Origin of the sequence: Streptomyces sp. NBC_00554, assembly GCF_041431135.1 — a bacterium.
Classification (GTDB): domain Bacteria; phylum Actinomycetota; class Actinomycetes; order Streptomycetales; family Streptomycetaceae; genus Streptomyces.
The window spans coordinates 635,116-653,464 of the sequence record NZ_CP107799.1 but is presented as its reverse complement, the minus strand read 5'-3'; the positions used below and the strand labels follow the sequence as shown (position 1 = coordinate 653,464).

Genomic DNA, 18,349 nt, shown 5'->3' with positions numbered 1-18,349 from the left:
CTCCCGAGCCGGTGCCTCCGTATCTCTTCACGGGGATGGCGGGAGACCGCGCGCACGGAAGGAGAGCAGTGTGTCGACACCGCCCGAACGCGGGGGGCAGCCTGTGCGCCGCCCGGCGCTCGAACCCACGTATGTCCAGCGCCGCCGCCGGACGGAGGCCCTCGCCGAACTGCTGAGGGAGTTCCGTGAGGACCAGCAGAGCGCGGACGTGGAGGAAAGATACGAGTCGATCGCCTTACCTCGGGCGCAGGAGGGCGAGACGGAGGAACTGCCGCCCGTCCTGGTCGGCGAGGACTACGCCGCTGGGGCGGAGGCCAAGGGCGCCGCACCGCTTGGGCGTGAATTCAGGCATGACGACGGGCGCGACAAGGGTCTGCGCCGAGCCGCGGTGGTCGTCGGAGTGGCGGCAGCCGCACTGACCGGATTCGCCCTGGCACTTCTGCTGCCCGGCGGCGACGCGGACGCCGAATCGCAGTCCGGTGCCGTCCCGTCCGCCACGGCACCCGTCGCCCAGGCCCCTTCCGGAGCCGCCGACCCGGACGGCGCGGGCACCCTTCGGGAGGGAGACAGCGGCACGGAGGTGACGGAGCTCCAGCAGCGGCTCCTCGACATTCCGGACGTGTACGCCGACGGCACCACGAGCGGCACCTACGACCCCACGCTCACCGCCGCCGTGGCCCGCTTCCAGCTCTGGTACGGGATCCGGGGCGACGAGACGGGCGTCTACGGCAACGACACCCGGGCCGCCCTGGAATCCCGTACGTGACGAGAGGCCCTGCCCGGCAGTCCGATCACAGATGCCGTCGGAAGGCCGGGTGGGCGTCGAGGCGTCGCACATAGTCCTGGAGGAATGCGTACGAGGACAGGTCGCCGGCCGCTTCGAGAGGGGCGAGGGCGACCCAGAGGTCCACATCCGCCGCGGTGAGTTCTTCGCCCAACGCATAGGGGCCGGAGGCGAGTTGACGGTCCAGCAGGTCGAGGGCCGTCGACCGCCTCTCCGGCGGCGCGCCGGGGGTGACATCCCGGTCGAGGAGGTCGCGCAGGGCGTCGATGTCGGCGGCGAGGGCCGACGGGCGAAGCGGGCAGTGGCAGGATCCGGCCCGGTCGGTGAGGAGGTCGGCGAGGTCGCGCAGGATATCGGGCGTGTGATTGCTGACGACGCGTCCGCTCCACCGGTCGCACAGCGCGGGCGCGGTCAGCGGACCGTCGTAGTGGTGCCAGGTTGCCTCGTACGCGCTGCGCAACGAGGAGAACGCGCGGGGAGTGTCGGCGGGGAGCGCCAGGAGCGTGGTGGCGACGGAGTCCTTGAGGCCCAGCAGGTCGAGCGTGATGGAGACGCGCAGCGAGAGGGGACAGTGCGCGGACAGATACAACTCGTAGCGGTGCGGGGCCGGGTAGAAGCCGCCGGCGAGACCGACGCCGATGCGGCTGCGGAAGCGGTGCTGGCGCGTGGCGGGCGTGGCGGTGATCCGGGGGTGCGGGATCGCGTCAAGTGGGCTGGGGGCGCACGTGGTTGGGGTACACACGCGGGACGTTCCGGTGTTTGAGACGTGCGAGGACAGGGTCTCGGACATGACTCTCCCTGGGACGAGGAGGCCACGGTCGCCTTGTGGGCACCGCGGCGGAACGGAGTGACTGCGCTGCGTACCGGTCCGTACCGCTCGGACTAGTAGGCGCTGGAGACCCGCAACAGATCGATGTGCAGGCGCCTCGTCAAACCGCTCTTGGTCATTCCCACCGGTCCCACACTCGGGGCTCGCGAGACGCGAGACCACGCTTGTCCCGCCGCACCGGCGGAACCCGGTCGTCACCCGGGGCACCCCGTCGCGGTGGAAGGGTTGCCTGCCAGCGGGCCGGGGCCGATAACCGTACGGGCAGAGGAAACCTGCCCGAGGGGCGCTGACAATCGTGACCGTCCTCGTCAGTGTCGGTGCGCTCCGTGAGGCCGTCAAGAAGGCCTCCGGCGCAGTCTCACCAGGTGGTCACCGGGCGCGCCTCAGGCCGGCGTCGCGGGGTGGAACAGATTGCGCGGCAGGGTGGTTGACCCTTCCGGGGAGGCACGGCGATGTGAGAACGACCATGATCTCCGGGCATTGCGCACCGCTGTGGCCTCCCGTAACGTCCCCAGCAGGTTATGAGCGTCAGCGTCAAGCCCTGGCTTGCTGACCGGCAACCCTCCTTCGCGGCGGGGTGCTCCAGGTGACGACCAGGCGGTGCCCGTCCCGGGTTCCGCAAGCGCGACGCCGGCGGTCTCCAGTCCGCCGAGCCGAAAGGGCGGAGGTGACGGACGTGCAGACTGTGCCCCGCCTCCGTGTCATGGTTCTCGCCCCGCGCCGCCGCGTGCACCTGTACTCCCGGCCGCACATCGACCTTCAGCGCGTGGCCGGCGCGCTCTGTCGTCCCTGACCTGTCACCTCGCCGCCGCACCCTCCGATCCCGAGGGCCCGGTGATCTCATACGGTCGATCAGGAAGGCACCCAGTCGTGTCGTCGTCATCCTCGCTGCCCTCTCCCACCCCTCCCTCCTCCCCTTCTTCCGCCGCACTGCACCTCGCCGTCGCTCTCGACAGCGCGGGCTGGCACCCGGCCGCCTGGCGCGAACCGGTGGCCCGCCCCGACGAACTGTTCACCGCCTCGTACTGGACCGATCTGGTCAGCGAGGCCGAACGCGGCCTGCTGGACTTCGTGACCATCGAGGACGGGCTCGGCCCCCAGTCCGCGCGCCTAAGCGAACCGGACGGACGCACCGACCAGGTACGCGGCCGACTCGACGCCGTCCTCATCGCCGCCCGCGTCGCGCCGTTGACCAGCCATATAGGACTGGTGCCGACCGTGGTGGCCACACACACGGAGCCGTTCCATATCTCCAAGGCCATCGCCACCCTCGACTATGTGAGCACCGGCCGCGCGGGACTGCGGGTCCAGGCGTCCGCGCGGCGACACGAGGCCGCGCACTTCGGACGCCGTTCGTTCCCGAAGCTCCGTATCGAGGACCTGGAGACCCCGGCCCTGCGGGAGTTGATCGTCGACCTCTTCGACGAGGCCGCCGACTACGTTGAGGCGGTGCGCCGGCTGTGGGACAGCTGGGAGGACGACGCGGAGATCCGGGACGTCGCCACCGGCCGCTTCGTCGACCGCGACAAACTGCACTACATCGACTTCGAGGGCAAGTACTTCAGCGTCAAGGGCCCCTCGATCACGCCCCGTCCGCCGCAGGGTCAGCCCCTGGTCACCGCACTGGCCCATGAGTCCACGACGGGCGCGCCCTTCCGGCTGCTCGGTCGCAGCACCGACATCGGATACGTCACTCCGCACGACGTCGATGAGGCGCGTGCCATCGTCGCCGCGGTCCGCACCGAACAGGAAGCGGCCGGACGCGCCGAGGAGCCGTTGCACCTCTTCGGTGACCTGGTGGTGTTCCTGGACAACGACCCCGCCGCGGCCGTGGCCCGTAAGGAGCGTCTCGATGCCCTCGCGGGCTACCCGTACACCAGCGACGCGAAGGTGTTCACGGGTACCCCTGTGCAACTCGCCGACCTGCTCCAGGAGTTGCAGCAGGCCGGACTGACCGGCTTCCGGCTGCGTCCCGCCGTCGCCGGCCACGACCTCCCGGCGATCACCCGGGGACTGGTACCCGAACTCCAGCGCCGCGACGCCTTCCGGCACTCGTACGAGGCCGACACCCTGCGCGGACTGCTGGGCCTCGCCCGCCCCGCCAACCGCTACGCCGCCGCCCACGCCTGAGCCGGAGGGACCCAACTCATGAGCAAGTCAACGAGCAAGCCGCTCAAGCAGATCCACCTCGCGGCGCACTTCCCCGGCGTCAACAACACCACCGTGTGGAGCGACCCCGAGGCCGGCAGCCACATCGAGTTCAGCTCCTTCGCGCACTTCGCGCGGACCGCCGAACGCGCCAAGTTCGACTTCCTGTTCCTCGCCGAAGGCCTGCGGCTGCGTGAACAGGGCGGCAAGATCTACGACTTGGACGTCGTCGGACGGCCCGACACCTTCACCGTCCTCAGCGCGCTCGCCGCCGTCACCGAACACCTCGGCCTGACCGGCACCATCAACTCCACGTTCAACGAGCCCTACGAGGTGGCCCGCCAGTTCGCGAGCCTCGACCACCTCTCCGGCGGGCGCGCCGCCTGGAACGTCGTCACCTCCTGGGACGCCTTCACCGGCGAGAACTTCCGCCGCGGCGGCTTCCTCCCGCAGGAGGAGCGGTACTCCAGGGCCAAGGAGTTCCTGGCCACCGCCAATGAACTGTTCGACTCCTGGCACGGGGACGAGATCGTCGCCGACCAGGCGAGCGGCACCTTCCTGCGGGACGCGAAGGCCGGGGCCTTCGTGCACAAGGGACAGCACTTCGACATCGAGGGGCAGTTCAACGTGCCGCGCAGTCCGCAGGGCCGCCCGGTCGTCTTCCAGGCCGGAGACTCCGAGGATGGACGCGAGTTCGCCGCCGCCGGCGCGGACGCGATCTTCAGCCGGTACAGCACTCTCAAGGAAGGACAGGCGTTCTACACGGACGTCAAGGGGCGCCTGGCCCGCCACGGCCGCACCCACGACCAGCTGCTGATCCTGCCCGCCGCGACCTTCGTCCTCGGTGACACGGACGCCGAGGCGGAGGAGATCTCCCGCGAGGTGCGGCGCCTGCAGGTGAGCGGCGCCACCGCCATCAAGCACCTCGAGTTCGTGTGGAACCGCGACCTGTCCGCGTACGACCCGGAAGGCCCGCTTCCCGACATCGATCCGGACCTCGGCGAGCACACCATCGCCCGGGGGCGCGCCCAGGTGCGGATGTACCGCGACCCGCTGGCCACCGCCCGCGAGTGGCGGGAGCGCGCGGCCGCCAACAAGTGGTCCATCCGCGATCTCGTCATCGAGACAGGCAACCGCCAGGCGTTCATCGGCTCCCCGGCCACCGTCGCCGAGACCATCAACGACTTCGTCCAGGCGGACGCGAGCGACGGCTTCATCCTCGTCCCGCACATCACGCCGGGCGGCCTCGACGGCTTCGCCGACACCGTAGTCCCGCTGCTCCAGGAGCGCGGTGTCTTCCGCACGGAGTACGAGGGCACCACCCTGCGCGACCACCTCGGCCTGGCCCACCCCGACGCCGAGGCGCCGGCCGAACGAGCCGCGTCATGAAGTTCCTCGCCATCACCCTGATCGTGCACGCGCCGGACCCGGTGACCGGCCTGAAGAAACCGACCAACGAGCGTTTCCGGGAGGTCATCGACAACGCGCTCCTTGCCGAGGAGTTGGGCTTCGACGGCTTCGGTGTGGGGGAGCGGCACGAGCGGCCGTTCATCTCCTCCTCGCCGCCCGTCGTCCTCAGCCACATCGCCGCGCTCACCTCCCGGATCCGGCTGTTCACCGCGGTCACCACGCTCAGCCTCCTCGACCCGGTGCGCGCGTACGAGGACTACGCGACCCTGGACCATCTCTCCGGCGGACGGCTGGAGTTGATCATCGGCAAGGGCAACGGCACCGCCCAGCGGGAGCTGTTCCACGTCACGCCCGAGGACCAGTGGGACCGCAACGCCGAGAGTTACGAGGTGTTCCGGCAGCTCTGGCGGCAGGACAAGGTGACCGCCGCGACCCGCTTCCGCCCCGAGCTCAGCGAGGCGGAGGTGTGGCCCCGGCCGTTCCAGCAGCCGATCCGGGTCTGGCACGGCAGCGCGACCAGCAAGGAGTCGGTGGATCTCGCCGCTCGCTACGGCGACCCGCTGTTCTCGGCGAACGTCACCAACCCCATCGAGCCGTATGCCGAGTTGATCCGCTACTACCGTGAGCGCTGGGAGTTCCACGGCCACGATCCGGCGAGGATCGCGGTCGGCGCCGGGACGGCGGGCTACTACGCGGCCCGTACGTCGCAGGAGGCGATCGCCGCCTACCGGCCGGTCTTCGAGGGGCAGTTGGCATTCCAGAAGAGGCTGGGCCTGGAGCCCGTGTTCCCGACCCTGGAGGACTTCGTGGAGCGCAGCTCGGCGCTCATCGGCAGCCCGCAGCAGGTGATCGAGAAGGTGCACCGCTACCACGAGCAGTTCGGGCACACCGTGCTGCACCTGCACGCGGACGCGAGCGGGCTGACCGGTGCCCAGCATCGCGCCTCACTCGAACTCTTCCAGTCCGACATCGCGCCCGTGCTGCGGCGGGAGATTGCGGACCCGCCGTTCGCGTGGGGGCCGGTGTTCGCCGAGCCGTCGGCGGCGACGTCCGGTCCGCCGGTCACGGATGCACCAGAGCGCGCGTCCGTCCCTGAGCCCGTCGACCGCTGAGGAGGACCGATTCCCATGTCCGACATCCCCCTCGGCGTACTCGACCTCGTCCCGATCCCGTCCGGCTCCACCGCCGCCGACGCGCTGCGAAACTCCATCGACCTGGCCCGGCGGACCGAGCAATTCGGGTACGCCCGCTACTGGTTCGCCGAGCACCATCTCAACCCGGGCGTGGCCGGCACCTCACCGGCGGTCGTCCTCGCCCTGACCGCCTCCGCGACCTCGACGATCCGGCTCGGCTCCGGGGCCGTACAGCTCGGTCACCGCACCGCGCTCTCCACGGTCGAGGAGTTCGGGCTGATCGACGCGCTGTACCCCGGGCGCCTCGATCTGGGGCTCGGTCGCTCCGGCGGGCGCCCGCCCGGTGGGCCCGCCACGCCGCTGCCGACCGCCACCCCGGTCGTCGACGGCCTTGCCCCGAACGGGCTGCGGATCCCACCGCGGTTCTCCTTCGAGTACCTGCTCGGCTCACCCCGCATCGCGCTCCAGCGCAAGCTGCTCCAGCAGCCGAACGCCGAGTCGCAGGACTACGGCGAGCAGATCGACGACGTCCTCGCGCTGCTGGCGGGCACCTACCGCTCCGCGGACGGCATCGAGGCGCATGCCGTCCCCGGCGAGGGCGCCGACGTACAGGTGTGGATCCTGGGCAGCAGTGGGGGACTGAGCGCCGACGTCGCGGGCCGGAACGGCCTGCGGTTCGCGGCGAACTACCACGTCAGCCCGGCGACGGTACTGGAGGCGGCGGAAGGTTACCGTGCCGCGTTCCAGCCCTCCGACGTACTCGACAAGCCCTATGTCAGCGTCTCCGCCGATGTCGTTGTCGCCGAGGACGACGACACCGCCCGCGAACTCGCCGCCGGCTACGGCCCCTGGGTTCGCAGCATCCGCACGGCGGAGGGCGCGATCGAGTTCCCCACCCCCGACGAGGCCCGCGCCCACGTCTGGACCGAAGCGGACCGGGCGCTGGTCCAGGACCGCCTCGACACCCAGTTCGTGGGCTCCCCGGGCCGGGTCGCCGACCAGCTGGAACAACTCCAGGAAGCCACCGCCGCCGACGAGTTGCTGATCACCACCATCACCCACGGCCATGCCGACCGGGTGCGCTCCTACGAGCTGCTGGCCAAGGAGTGGCAGCGCAGGTGACGCGGGCCCCAGGCTGCGGGGTCCGCGTGCACGTCAACGGGACAGAGGCTGCAGCGTTTTGGTGAAGCAGATGCTGAACGGGTTGCGGTCGTACGGAGCGTACGGCCGCACCCGCTGCCAGCCCTCCCGTGCGTAGAGCGCCTGGGCCTCCGGCTGGAACTCGCCCGTCTGCAGCCACAACCGCCCGACACCGAGCCCGAGCGCGGAAGACTCCACCGCCCGGAGCGCCGCTCGGGCGAGACCCCGGCCGCGGTGACCGGGATGGACGAACACCCGCTTCACCTCGTGCCGGTCGGGCAGCCTGCGCAGCGAGGCGGTGGCCACCGGGACGCCGTCCGCGTACGCGACCCAGGTGACGACGATCTCCTCGGCCGTCGGCTGGGGCGGGCGTACACGGCGGTGGGCGACCGGTGCGTAGCGCGGCGCCAGCTCGGCGGACATCTGTTCGCGGAGCAGGGCCGGAGCCGGGGCGTCCCAGTCCTCGGTCACCCAGCGGACAGTTGTGGGCGGCAGGGGTATGACGGTTCCTTGTGAACGGGTGTGGGCTGAGAGCCCGGCCGCGTGATCTTCTCCCTGGAGCATGCGCACATGCTCACACCGGCGGTCAGCCCATGTCTTCGGCTGCGGCTGCCTGTTCGCAGAACGGAAACACCGCGTTCGCAAGCCGCGAGCCGGATTCGCGGCCGAGCCGAAAGGTGAGGTCAGGCGGCGTCGTGGAAGACGAGGCCCAGCGTGTGACGGCGCCCGGAGCGGACGGTGCTCACCCCGTGCCGCATCGGGCCGGTCGACCAGCCGCGCTTGGAGGCCACCGGCCGGTCGCGGGTCGTGAAGACCAGGCCGTGCCCCTGCGGCAGGGTCGTGGAGGAAGCGCGGGACTGCGCACGCGGACGCTGCTCCGTCATGATGAACTCGCCGCCGGTGAAGTCCACTCCGGGGGCGTCGAGGCCGACGACGACCTGGAGCGGGAAGAGCATCTCGCCGAACACGTCGCGGTGCAGGGCGTTCCAGTCGCCGGGCCCGTAACGCAGCAGGATCTGCGCGGACTTGGCCTGCCCGGCCGCATGGCACATCGCCACCCACTCCTCCAGGCGGTCGGGCCAGGGCGCCGGTTGTCCGAGCCTGCCGGCCCAGTCGCGGGCGATCGGCAGCAGACGCGGGTAGAACGCCTCGCGCAACTCCCTTACTGCAACCGGCAGTTCGTGGGTGAAGTAGCGGTACTGGCCGGAGCCGAAGCGGTGCCTGGCCATGTCGACGGTCGTACGGAAGCGGTCGGTGTCGTCGTACAGGGCGGCGATCTCGTGGCACTCGTCGGGCGACAGCAACGGACCGGTGAGCGCGCTGCCGTGTTCGTCGAGCTCGGCGGCCAACGCGTCCCAGTCACCGGCCCCGACGCGATCTGCCACGCGGCTGACCGGGTGCACTACCGCCGCCCGCCTTGTGCCGGTCATGACGACGGGAGAGCGGCCGGAAGCACGTTCTCCAGCTCCAGGAGCCGCTGCTTGCGCTCCAGCCCGCCCGCGTAGCCGGTGAGCGCGCCGTTCGCGCCGATCACGCGGTGGCAGGGGCGCACGACAAGGAGCGGATTCGCGCCGATCGCCGTACCCACGGCACGCACCGCAGCTCTCGACGCGCCGATCTGCGCGGCGATCTCGCCGTAGCTGAGGGTGGTCCCGTACGGGATGACCTCGAGGGCCTTCCACACCCGCTGCTGGAACTCGCTGCCGCCGCCGACGTACTCGATGTCGAAGTGGGTCAGCCTGCCGTCGAAATAGGAGCGCAGCTGGGAGACGATCTCCACGAACGCGTCCGCGTCCTCGACCCAGCCATCCTGGACGACCGCACCGGATTTCTGGCCGGGCATCGACAGCGAGGCGAGCGCCGTGCCGCCCTTCGCCGTGGCCGACTCCTCGCCCACGAGCAGGAGTTCACCCAGGGGGCTGTCGATCGTCGTGTAGACCGTCATCAGTCATGTCCTCTCTTCCGATTCCGTTTCCATCTCTTCCACCTCCAACAATGAGGTGTCGCGGGCACCGATGCCGGCGGGATTCGGACGTCACGCCCCGGCGGGTCGGCGCCGGTCGGCGGCGGCGCTCCAGAAGTAGTGCATGGCGTACGTCCGCCAGGGCCGCCAGGCTTCGGCGTCGACCGCCTCGGCGCCCGCGTGGCGCATCCCGGCCCGGATCGCCACGTCGCCGGTGAGGAGTACGTCCGGGTCGCCCAGGGCGCGCATCCGGATGTAGCCGGCGGTCCAGGGGCCGACACCGCGCAGGCCGAGCAGAGCCTTCTCGGCCTCGTCGCGGTCGGCGCCCGCGTCGAGGCTCACGGTGCCGTCGGCGAGCGCGCCGGCGACCGTACGCACGGTGTCGCGGCGCGCGTCGGGCATGCCGAGCTCGCCGAGTGACGCCTCGGCCAGGGCGTCGGCGGTGGGGAAGACATGCGTGAGCCCGCCACTGGGCACGGCGAGAGGCTGCCCGTAGGCGGCGACCAGAGCGCTGCCGAGCTTCCGCCCGGCGGCCACGGAGACCTGCTGGCCGAGTACCGCGCGGACGGCGAGCTCGTGCGGATCGGCGGAACCCGGGGCCCGTAGCCCCGGGCGCAGCGCGACCAGCGGCGCGAGCGCGGGATCGGCGCCCAGCCGCTCGCCGACCGCGTACGGGTCGGCGTCCAGGTCGAACAGACGCCGGACGCGCTGGGTCGCCGTCGTCAGGTCGCGCAGATCGCCGAGGTGCAGATGGCACGTGAGCCAGCCGGAGCCGAGCACCTCGCCGACCTCCGCGACACCCGTGCCATGGGGCAGGTGCAGGGTCCGTCGGTACGTCCGCGCACCGCGTTCGCCGGTGATCTCCTCGACGCCCGTGATGGCCCGCTCGCCCAGGTGGTCGAACACCTCGGCGGCCGCGTACGGGCCGCGGTGGGCGAGCCGCAGGGGCACCCCGCCCGCTCCGTTCGCCGTACCGACCGATCCGTAGCGTGTGGACCGCCCCGGTTTCGCCGCGCGGAGCCCGCTGGGCGTGAGTGCGTAGATCTCCCGGACGGTGTCGTTGAACTGCCGCACGCTGGCGAAGCCGGCCGCGAAGGCGATCTCGGCGGCCTGCAGGGTCGTGGTCTGGAGCAGGATCCGCGCGGTGTGGGCCCGCTGCGCCCGCGCCAGCGCGATCGGTCCGGCGCCCACCTCGGCGTTCAGCTGCCGCTGTACCTGCCGGGCGCTGTAGCCCAGGCGCGCGGCGAGCCCGGCCACGCCCTCGCGGTCCACGACACCGTCGCCGATCAGCCGCATCGCACGGCCCACCACATCAGCGCGGGCGTTCCACTCGGCCGAGCCGGGCACCGCGTCGGGGCGGCAGCGGCGGCAGGCCCGGAACCCGGAGCCCTGCGCTGCGGCCGCGGTCGGGAAGAAGCGCACGTTGTGCCGCTTGGGTGTGGTCGCCGGGCAACTGGGGCGGCAGTAGATCCCGGTCGTGGACACGGCGAAGAAGAACTCACCGTCGAACCGGCCATCGCGGCTGCACACCGCCTCGTACCTGCTGTCGTCGGTCGTCACGCTTCCACTGTGTGCCAGGACGCGGCTCTGCGCTGGCGGAAATCGGACATCACGCTCGGGGAGGTGGGTGCCGGTCACCGCACCTCCCCGGGCAAAAGATCAGCGCCTGGTCAGCCGTACGGACAGGCCCGCGGCCGTGTACACGGGCACCGCCCGGTACCCGTCCGCCTGTACCTCGATACGACCGAACTGGCCCCGCAGAGAGGGCGCCGCGATCACCGGAACCGTGGTCCCCGTGGCCGGCGGACGGGAAGCGTCCAGCCGGAGCGAGAGGACACTCTCCCCGCCGAGCAGGACCCGCCGGTCCACCGTGAGCGCGGGTATCCGCCCCGCGCGGAGCGTCACGTCCAGGGTCGCGCCGGACGCCTGTGTGTAGGAGCCGCGCACCCGCGTGGCCGTGGTCGCCCGCAGTGTGCCGCCCTGCACCCGGACGTCACCGTGTCCCAGCGCGCCCGCGGAACCGGCGGCCAGCGTGCCCGCTTCCAGCACCGTGCCGCCCGTGTGACGGTTGGCTCCCGTCAGAGTCAGCGAGCCGCTGCCGCGCTTGACGAGGCCTCCGCACCCGGAGATGTCGTTGCGCCAGGTGTCCGCGGCACCGAAGCCCCCGTCGGCCGCGTTCAGGGTGACGGTCACGTCGGAGTCGAAGGCCCCGTACCCGTCGGCGGCGGCGAAGAGGTTGAGGCGCCCCCACTGCTCGTCGCCGTCGAGCAGGACGTACCCGGAGGGCAGCGCGGTCGTACGGAGCACCTCGCGGCGCTGGGCCGCGTCGAGGTAGGGGAGCCGTGTCTCGAGGAGGACCTCGGCGCCCTTGGGCACGGTGATGTCCTCGGAGCGGCCGTGCCGCGTCAGGATGTACGTCAGACGCGGGGTGAGCGCGCGGGAGTTGGCGTCCCGGTCGGCGTACTTGTCGGTCTCGACGTCCGCCGAGTGCGCGTAGGCGTACAGCGTGTCAGCCGTCGTACCGGTCTGCTGCTGGAAGTACGCGGCGGCCTGGGCGCGCGCCGCGGCCTTGAGGGCCGCGTACTGCGGATCGGCCAGCGTGGCGGCGGCCAGCGCGGTGGCCATGGTCCGGCCGCCCATCACGTCGACGGGCGAGTGCATGCCCGACATGATCCGGGTGTGGCTGAGCTCGGAGGCACGTGCCACCAGCTCCTGGAACCGCTCCGGCACGGCGTACGCGAACGCCAGGGCCGCCAGGTAGAAGGCGTTGGTGTGCCCGCTGGGGAAGCCGCCGTCGTCGGCCGTGGTCGCGCTGCGCTGCCACAGCAACTGCGGGGCGACGACCACGTCGGAGTCGTACACGGGGTAGCCGAGCGCGTCGACCTTGCCCGTGTCGACGACCTCGCTGTCCTCCGTCATGCGCCACGGACGCGGGTACTGGAAGGAGTACTTGGCCGGGTTGCCGGAGGCGAACGGGCCGCGCACCGTGTCGACCAGCTTGGCGACCGTGCCGAGCGCGGAGTCGTAGGAGCCCGCGCCCTGGGCGGAACCGGCGGGCGCGTCGGCGGGCACGGCGTCGCTGATCTTGCCCGAAGGAGTGCCGTCGGGTGCGCTGGTGATCGAAGTGACCGCCTTGGCGCCCGACTTGTAGAGGTCGGCGAGCGGGCCGAGGCCGGCGATCATCGCGTAACTCTGGTGCTGCCGGTCATAGATGAATGCCTCCTTCGCCTGTGCCTCGGTGCGGGCGGCGGTGATCCTGGCGCAGTAGCGCATGTTCGCGCGCAATACCTCGGGCTTCAGCGGTGTGCCCGTGTTCCAGGCGCCGCCGGTCTTCCACACCTTGCTCATGCCGCCGAGAATCCGGATGACCGCGTTGGTCTCCGGCGTCGTGTTGGCCACGACGTTGGTGGTGTAGCTGTCGACGAACGCGGTGGAGCCCGTGGCGGCCTTCGCGTCCGTGGCAGCAAGCCAGGTGGCCAGGGTGGGCGCGGCCACCACGCCGGCCGTGGCGCCCAGGGAGGTCTTGAGGAATCCGCGTCGGTTCACGGCGCGTTCGGTGAGCGATGCGGGGGACTGCTTCCCGGCGGAGGACGGCATGGGCTGCCTCTCTTGAGTTCTTCGGCCCTGCGGCCGGCGAGTCGGTGCGATCGGTGCCGGCTCGTGGGGCGCCGGGATACACATGTGTGCTGAATGCGCTTACTGGGGCGCACCAGCGAAGAACTACTGATGAGTAATGTCGGAACGGGGGAGGCACGACGACCAGCACGTGTCAGACGAGTGAACGGGCCATCGCGACGGCTCCCTCGACCGGCGGCGCCCGCAGAGGCCTCGGCCGGGCCGTTGGGACGGCGGTCGCCAGGGAGGACACGAACGCCTCGTACAACGACGGTTGGGCGAGGACCGTACTGCCCGCGACCACGACGTCGTCGACGGTCACGCCGCGTGCGGCGAGCCGCGCGACGAGCGCGGCAAGTGCCCGCCCGCCCTCGGCGATCACCGTGCGGGCGAGGAACGATCCGGCCTCGGCCGCCGCGAACACGGCGGGCGCGTGGCGGCCCCACTCGGCGGAGATGTCCGTGGCGCGCTCAAGGGCCCCGCAGAGCAAGGGGACTTCGGAGACGTCGAACGCGGACAGCAGGCCGAGCGCGAGCGCGTCGGGCTCCTCGCCGCGGTCGTGCGCCGCCCATGCGGCCCGGACCGCCTCGCGGACGAGGCCGGCCGCGCCGCCCTCGTCACCCAGTACCGCGCCCCAGCCGCCGACCTGCACGGGGCTGCCGTCGGCGAGCAGACCCACCGCCACCGAACCGGTGCCCGCGACCAGCCCCACACCCTTGTCCAGGCCCGCGGCGGGGACGAGGAGTTGGGCATCGCCGACGACCAGTGCGGGCGCGTCGAAGTGGAGTTGGAGAGCGGTACGTATCTGCGCGCACTGGCGCGGGGTCTCGCAGTCGTGTCCGCCGACGGCGAGCGCGGAGGGGCGCACCCCCGCCGGAAGGGTGTCGGCGAGCAGTGCGGCCAGCCACCCGGCGGCGGCCACGGGATCGTGCGGCCGCCAGCCGCCGCTCGCGCGCACGCGGTCGGCCACGAGGGTGTCGCCCGAGAGCGCGCGGAGATGCGTCTTGGTGCCGCCCACGTCGATACCGACGACCAGGCATGCGGATTCCTGCACGGATCCTCTTTCGTCGTTCCGCGGTGCTGCGACGGCGGGCGAACCGTGCCTGGAGGAAGGGAAGTGGAGGAACCAGGGCCTGTCTGGCAATTCCCGTCGTCGCCCGGAGGGCGGCCTCGCGCCCGCTGCGGCAGCAGTTCGTGTCGCAGTAGGTGCGTGCTCTCGGCGTGCCGGGCGTAGACCCTCGTACTGGACGTACTTGGGTCTGCGCCCGGTGCGGTGAGAGTGCGTGCATGGCGTCGCGAGGCAGACGGGAATTGCCAGACAGGCCTTAGGGAAGCCCCGGGACGGGCCTCTGGTGGAACACGGCAGGCGAGTACCGTGACGTTCGTTAGGAAGTTAACTAACGAAGTACAGTGCGTCAAGAGGTGTCGCCCACTCGACCGCTCCGCGCGGGGGGTGCGTGACGCCGGCGCCTTCCATCGCCGCATCCGGCAGAGCCGATCCACCCGGCATCGCGGCCCGTGACCTCTGGGGGAACTGTGGAACTCGATGTGGCGAACACCCCCCGTCTGACCGAGAGCGCGAGCGCCGTGTTCGCCGTGCTGGCCCAGGCGGGCACCGCGACCCGGCCGCAGCTCGCGAGCCTGGCGGGCCTGTCCAAACCGACGGTGTCCTCCGCCGTCGCGGAACTGGAGGGCGTCCGGCTCGCCGCGCATTCCGGCACGGCCTCCAGCGGCACCGGTCGCAACGCCGCCGTATACAGGATCGGGCCGGCCGCCGGCACGGTGCTTGCCGTCGACCTCGGCCCCGCCCTCACCCGGGTCCGTGGCTGCGGCCTGGACGGCACCCTGCTCGCCGAGGCAACCGGCTCACGCGCGGAGGCCGTGGAGGTAGTCCATGAGGCCCTCGCGGTGCTCGGCGCGGACGCGCCGCTGCGCACCATCGTCGTCGCGGTCGGCGACGTCACCCCGCCGGAACGCGAGGGTGACGGAACACGGCCGGCGACCGACAAGGGCGGACCCGTCTTCGACGCCGTGGCCGTGGCGCTGCCGCCCGGCGTTCCGGTGCACCTGGAGAACAACGTCAACTGCGCGGCGCTCGCCGAACTCCACGAGGGCGCTGCCCGAGGCCGTCACACCTTCGGCTATCTGCGGGTCGGCGTCGGTATCGGCCTCGGTGTCGTGATCGGGGGCCAGGTGCTGCGCGGCGCGAACGGAGCCGCCGGTGAGCTCGCCCGGCTGCCCTACCCGTGGGACGACGGCCTGGATCCGCGCCACGAGGCCCTGGAGGAGTACATCGGCGCCCGCTCCCTGCTGCGACGGGCCGCCGAGGCCTGGCAGGACGCCGACGGGCCGTGCCCGCGAACCGCCGAGCGGCTCTTCGCCCTTGCCGGTGAGGGCAGACCCGCGGCCCGCACGGTCGTCGACCGCCATGCCGTCGACGTCGGCCGGCTCGCCGCCGCCGTGACCGCAGTACTGGACCCGGGGCTGCTCGTGCTCGGCGGCAGTACGGGCGCGGATCCGCAGCTCCTGCCCGGTGTGCGCGCCGAGCTGGCCCGGCTCAGCTGGCCCACCGAGGTGACCAGCAGCACCGTCGGAGACCTGGGCACGGTCGTGGGCGCCGCCCGGCTCGCGGTCGCCCGGGGAGTCCGAACCGTGACCGATGCCGCGCGAACGAAGGATTGACGGCTTCCGACTCAGTCTGCCAATGTCCGGACAAGCGCTTTCTAGGTCGGCCGGGACGTCGACCTGGGGTGAGCGTCCCGCCCGTGCACCAAGAGGCACGGCAGCCATGCGAGGGCGTGCTCGTGTGACGACGGCCATGGCGGCCGGGGATCCCCACCCGTCAGGATGGCGCGGCCGGGCGAGGCCGCGCTCCGGAAGGTGCCCTTCCGAACAGAATTCAGCCCGTGCCGTGCGACTGGCCGGGAATTCCGTCACGCACATCAAGGAGGACCCGGTGGGTCACCAGATCTCGCGCAGAACCCTCTTCCGCACCGCGAGCGGGCTCGCCGTCGCCGGCGCGCTCGGCAGTGCGCTCAGCGCCTGCTCCGGAGGTACCGGGGCAGGCTCCACGAGCAGCAAGCTGACCATGACCTGGTGGGGCAGCGACGACCGGCACAACGCCTACAAGAAGGCGCTCGCCACGTTCCAGAAGTCGAACCCGAAGATCAAGATCCAGGAGACCTACTCCGGATACGACGGGTACTTCGACAAGTTCAACACCAACATCGCCGGTGGCAGCGCCCCCGACCTGCTCCAGATGGACACCGCGCTGGTCGCTCAGTACGCCCGCAAGGGTGTCCTCGCCCCGATCGACGAGTACGTCGGCAAGACCCTGGACCTGACGGGCTTCGCCAAGACGCTTCTCGCGGCGGGCACCGTCGACGGCAAGCTGTACGGCGTCCCGTCCGGCATCGGCGTCAACCAGCTCACCGTCAACCGCAGCGGCCTGGAGGACCTCGGCCTGAAGCTGCCGGACCGCGAGTGGACCTGGGCCGACCTGAAGAAGATCTCCCAGGACGTCTACAAGAAGAGCGGCGGCAAGATCTACGGCGTCGACGACGGTGGCGGTGGCGCCCTCCAGTGCTTCGAGATCTTCGCCCGTGAGAAGGGCGAGACCTTCTTCTCCGACGACGGCACAAAGCTCGGCTTCACCTCCGCCACCCTCCAGGAGTGGTGGGAGTTCTGGGCCGAGATGCGCAAGCTCAACGCCTCCCCGCCGCCGGCGATCACCTCCGCCGCGCACAACGACCTCACCAAGAACGCGGTCGTCATCGGCAAGGCCCTGTTCACCTTCGACTCCGGTGTCTACGGCGCGGGCGGCTCCATCACCGACGCCCAGCTGGACTTCCTGCCCACCCCGCAGGGCGACTGGTCCGGCGCCCGCGAGGGCAACTTCGTCAACGGCGGTGTCCTGCTGAGCGCCACCAAGGCCAGCAAGAAGGTCGCCGACTCCGTGAAGATCATGTCGTTCTTCGCGCAGGACGACACGGCCATCAAGGACATGCAGCTGCTGCGCGGCATCCCGCCGACGGAGAAGGCGCGCAACCTGATCGCCTCGGGCCTGACCGAGACGGACAAGCTGAACATGGCGAACGCCGACTACATCTCCCAGCGCGTCGGGAAGGCGACCAACGCCCTGCCCGCTCCGGTGCCCCCGCCGCAGGGCGCCGACCAGATCTGGGACCTGCTGTTCCAGTCGAACCTCGCCGTCGCCTTCGGCAAGAAGTCGATCAAGGCGCAGCTGAGCGAGTTCTTCGACCAGGCGCCCGGCATCCTGGGCGCCTAGGCCGGCCTCGCCGCCGCACCACCGAACACCGGGAGAGGGCCAGGGAGATGAGTATGACCACCGCGAAGACCGACGAGGTCGTGAAGGAGCCGCCGGTTCCGGCGACCCCGTCCGACCAGCGGGAGCGCGACCGCATGCGCCGCCGCCTCGCCAGACGGCGGGGCGGAGGCTGGTGGCCGTACGCCTTCCTGGCCCCCTGGTTCATCGGCCTGTTCGGGCTGACGATCTACCCGATGCTCGACTCGCTGTACCTGTCGTTCACCGACTTCGACCTGCTGACACCCCCGCAGTGGACCGGCACCGAGAACTACGAGCGCATGTTCACCCAGGACCCGGTCTTCTGGGACTCGGTGCACGCCACGCTCGTGTACGTCGTGGTGTCCGTGCCGCTGAAGCTGGCGCTCGCGCTCGGCGTGGCCATGCTGCTCAACCGCGACCTCAAGGGCATCGGGCTCTACCGGGCCGCCTTCTATCTGCCGTCGCTGCTCGGCGGCGCGGTGGCCATCGCCATCGTGTGGCGGCAGGTCTTCGGCGGCGACGGCCTCTTCAACGACTTCCTGGCCTGGTTCGGCATCAAGGGCCAGGACTGGATCTCCAGCCCGGACACCGCGCTCTACACGCTCGTCCTGCTCGCCGTCTGGCAGTTCGGCACCCCGATGGTCATCTTCCTGGCCGGCCTGAAGCAGCTGCCGAAGGACGTGTACGAGGCGGCCGCGATCGACGGCGCCTCGCCCGTCACCCGGTTCTTCAAGATCACCCTGCCGTTGCTGACGCCGATCGTGTTCTTCAACGTCGTCCTGCAGATCATCGACGCGTTCAAGACGTTCACCCCCGCCTTCGTGATCAGCAACGGCTCGGGCGGGCCGCTCAACTCGACCATGCTGTACTCCCTGTACCTGTACAAGAAGGGCTTCACCGACCTTCAGATGGGGTACGCCTCCGCGCTGGCCTGGGTGTTGTTCCTGGTCATCGCCGGCTTCACGGCGGTCAACTTCATCGCCAGCCGCTACTGGGTCCACTACGACGACTGAGCGAGGAG

The 18,349-nt window shown here is 71.0% G+C and carries 17 protein-coding genes and 2 riboswitches; of the genes, 9 read left to right on the top strand and 8 right to left on the bottom strand.

Translation table 11 applies throughout. The features are described 5' to 3' along the window. The first annotated feature begins 70 nt into the window (after positions 1–70). Entirely contained in the window at positions 71–766 is a 696-nt protein-coding gene (locus OG266_RS03070; protein ID WP_371542407.1) for a peptidoglycan-binding protein, read from the top strand. Positions 767–791: 25 nt separating this feature from the next. Here the strand turns inward: OG266_RS03070 and OG266_RS03065 are convergent, their stop codons facing one another. Continuing rightward, positions 792–1,526: a glutathione S-transferase C-terminal domain-containing protein gene (locus tag OG266_RS03065; RefSeq protein ID WP_266471555.1), complete on the bottom strand. Its 735-nt coding sequence runs from the start codon at positions 1,524–1,526 to the stop codon at positions 792–794. Between the two features lie 140 nt (positions 1,527–1,666). After that, entirely contained in the window at positions 1,667–1,732 is a 66-nt protein-coding gene (locus OG266_RS03060; RefSeq protein ID WP_353962418.1) for a putative leader peptide, read from the bottom strand. A gap of 36 nt (positions 1,733–1,768) precedes the next feature. Then, positions 1,769–1,914: riboswitch (SAM riboswitch) on the bottom strand. A 216-nt stretch (positions 1,915–2,130) separates the two neighbouring features. Further along, a riboswitch (SAM riboswitch) is annotated at positions 2,131–2,244 on the top strand. Between the two features lie 45 nt (positions 2,245–2,289). Between OG266_RS03060 and OG266_RS03055 the strand changes: the two genes are divergently transcribed. The 5 genes from OG266_RS03055 (at position 2,290) to OG266_RS03035 (ending at position 7,426) form a co-directional block, all read left to right on the top strand. Continuing rightward, positions 2,290–2,406, top strand: coding sequence for a putative leader peptide (locus OG266_RS03055; RefSeq protein ID WP_323178354.1), 117 nt, complete (start codon positions 2,290–2,292; stop codon positions 2,404–2,406). Positions 2,407–2,483: 77 nt separating this feature from the next. Beyond that, positions 2,484–3,743, top strand: a complete 1,260-nt coding sequence (locus OG266_RS03050) for an LLM class flavin-dependent oxidoreductase (RefSeq protein ID WP_371542404.1) — start codon at positions 2,484–2,486, stop codon at positions 3,741–3,743. A gap of 18 nt (positions 3,744–3,761) precedes the next feature. Further along, on the top strand, positions 3,762–5,150 hold the full coding sequence (locus OG266_RS03045; RefSeq protein WP_266471536.1) for an NtaA/DmoA family FMN-dependent monooxygenase: 1,389 nt from the start codon (positions 3,762–3,764) through the stop codon (positions 5,148–5,150). Further along, the gene (locus tag OG266_RS03040; RefSeq protein ID WP_266471534.1) at positions 5,147–6,283 is read left to right on the top strand and encodes an LLM class flavin-dependent oxidoreductase; all 1,137 of its coding nucleotides are present in this window, start codon (positions 5,147–5,149) and stop codon (positions 6,281–6,283) included. The genes OG266_RS03045 and OG266_RS03040 overlap by 4 nt, the downstream gene beginning before the upstream one ends. 15 nt (positions 6,284–6,298) lie before the next feature. Next, positions 6,299–7,426: an LLM class flavin-dependent oxidoreductase gene (locus tag OG266_RS03035; protein ID WP_266471532.1), complete on the top strand. Its 1,128-nt coding sequence runs from the start codon at positions 6,299–6,301 to the stop codon at positions 7,424–7,426. A gap of 33 nt (positions 7,427–7,459) precedes the next feature. On the opposite strand, the gene OG266_RS03030 is transcribed toward OG266_RS03035, so the two are convergent. The 6 genes from OG266_RS03030 to OG266_RS03005 form a co-directional block, all read right to left on the bottom strand. Beyond that, a complete protein-coding gene (locus tag OG266_RS03030; protein ID WP_266471530.1) occupies positions 7,460–7,915 on the bottom strand; it encodes a GNAT family N-acetyltransferase in 456 nt (151 codons plus the stop codon). Between the two features lie 212 nt (positions 7,916–8,127). Continuing rightward, entirely contained in the window at positions 8,128–8,874 is a 747-nt protein-coding gene (locus tag OG266_RS03025) for a 2OG-Fe(II) oxygenase (protein WP_266471528.1), read from the bottom strand. After that, complete coding sequence (locus OG266_RS03020; RefSeq protein WP_266471525.1) at positions 8,871–9,389, bottom strand: methylated-DNA--[protein]-cysteine S-methyltransferase; 519 nt, start codon at positions 9,387–9,389, stop codon at positions 8,871–8,873. Before OG266_RS03020 ends, OG266_RS03025 begins: the two co-directional genes overlap by 4 nt. Before the next feature lie 90 nt (positions 9,390–9,479). Next, a complete protein-coding gene (locus tag OG266_RS03015) occupies positions 9,480–10,967 on the bottom strand; it encodes an AlkA N-terminal domain-containing protein (protein ID WP_266471523.1) in 1,488 nt (495 codons plus the stop codon). Between the two features lie 99 nt (positions 10,968–11,066). Then, on the bottom strand, positions 11,067–13,004 hold the full coding sequence (locus OG266_RS03010) for a phosphatase PAP2 family protein (protein ID WP_266471522.1): 1,938 nt from the start codon (positions 13,002–13,004) through the stop codon (positions 11,067–11,069). Positions 13,005–13,176: 172 nt separating this feature from the next. Continuing rightward, positions 13,177–14,076: a BadF/BadG/BcrA/BcrD ATPase family protein gene (locus tag OG266_RS03005; RefSeq protein ID WP_266471519.1), complete on the bottom strand. Its 900-nt coding sequence runs from the start codon at positions 14,074–14,076 to the stop codon at positions 13,177–13,179. Between the two features lie 494 nt (positions 14,077–14,570). Here OG266_RS03005 and OG266_RS03000 point away from each other — a divergent pair, with 494 nt between their 5' ends. From OG266_RS03000 to OG266_RS02990, 3 genes are all read left to right on the top strand, one after another. Further along, positions 14,571–15,704, top strand: coding sequence for an ROK family protein (locus OG266_RS03000; RefSeq protein ID WP_266471515.1), 1,134 nt, complete (start codon positions 14,571–14,573; stop codon positions 15,702–15,704). A gap of 274 nt (positions 15,705–15,978) precedes the next feature. Continuing rightward, positions 15,979–17,310: an ABC transporter substrate-binding protein gene (locus OG266_RS02995; RefSeq protein WP_371542396.1), complete on the top strand. Its 1,332-nt coding sequence runs from the start codon at positions 15,979–15,981 to the stop codon at positions 17,308–17,310. A gap of 53 nt (positions 17,311–17,363) precedes the next feature. After that, positions 17,364–18,341 carry a carbohydrate ABC transporter permease gene (locus OG266_RS02990; RefSeq protein ID WP_266471509.1) on the top strand — a complete coding sequence of 326 codons (978 nt, stop codon included), beginning with the start codon at positions 17,364–17,366 and terminating at the stop codon, positions 18,339–18,341. Positions 18,342–18,349: the final 8 nt, after the last annotated feature.

What these genes read in the sequence shown, in the direction of transcription:
- OG266_RS03045 (WP_266471536.1), top strand. Translation starts at nt 3,762, where the DNA reads ATGAGCAAGTCAACGAGCAAGCCGCTCAAGCAGATCCACCTCGCGGCG.
- OG266_RS03040 (WP_266471534.1), top strand. Translation starts at nt 5,147, where the DNA reads ATGAAGTTCCTCGCCATCACCCTGATCGTGCACGCGCCGGACCCGGTG.
- OG266_RS03035 (WP_266471532.1), top strand. Translation starts at nt 6,299, where the DNA reads ATGTCCGACATCCCCCTCGGCGTACTCGACCTCGTCCCGATCCCGTCC.
- OG266_RS03025 (WP_266471528.1), bottom strand. Translation starts at nt 8,874, where the DNA reads ATGACCGGCACAAGGCGGGCGGCGGTAGTGCACCCGGTCAGCCGCGTG.
- OG266_RS03020 (WP_266471525.1), bottom strand. Translation starts at nt 9,389, where the DNA reads ATGACGGTCTACACGACGATCGACAGCCCCCTGGGTGAACTCCTGCTC.
- OG266_RS03010 (WP_266471522.1), bottom strand. Translation starts at nt 13,004, where the DNA reads ATGCCGTCCTCCGCCGGGAAGCAGTCCCCCGCATCGCTCACCGAACGC.
- OG266_RS02990 (WP_266471509.1), top strand. Translation starts at nt 17,364, where the DNA reads ATGACCACCGCGAAGACCGACGAGGTCGTGAAGGAGCCGCCGGTTCCG.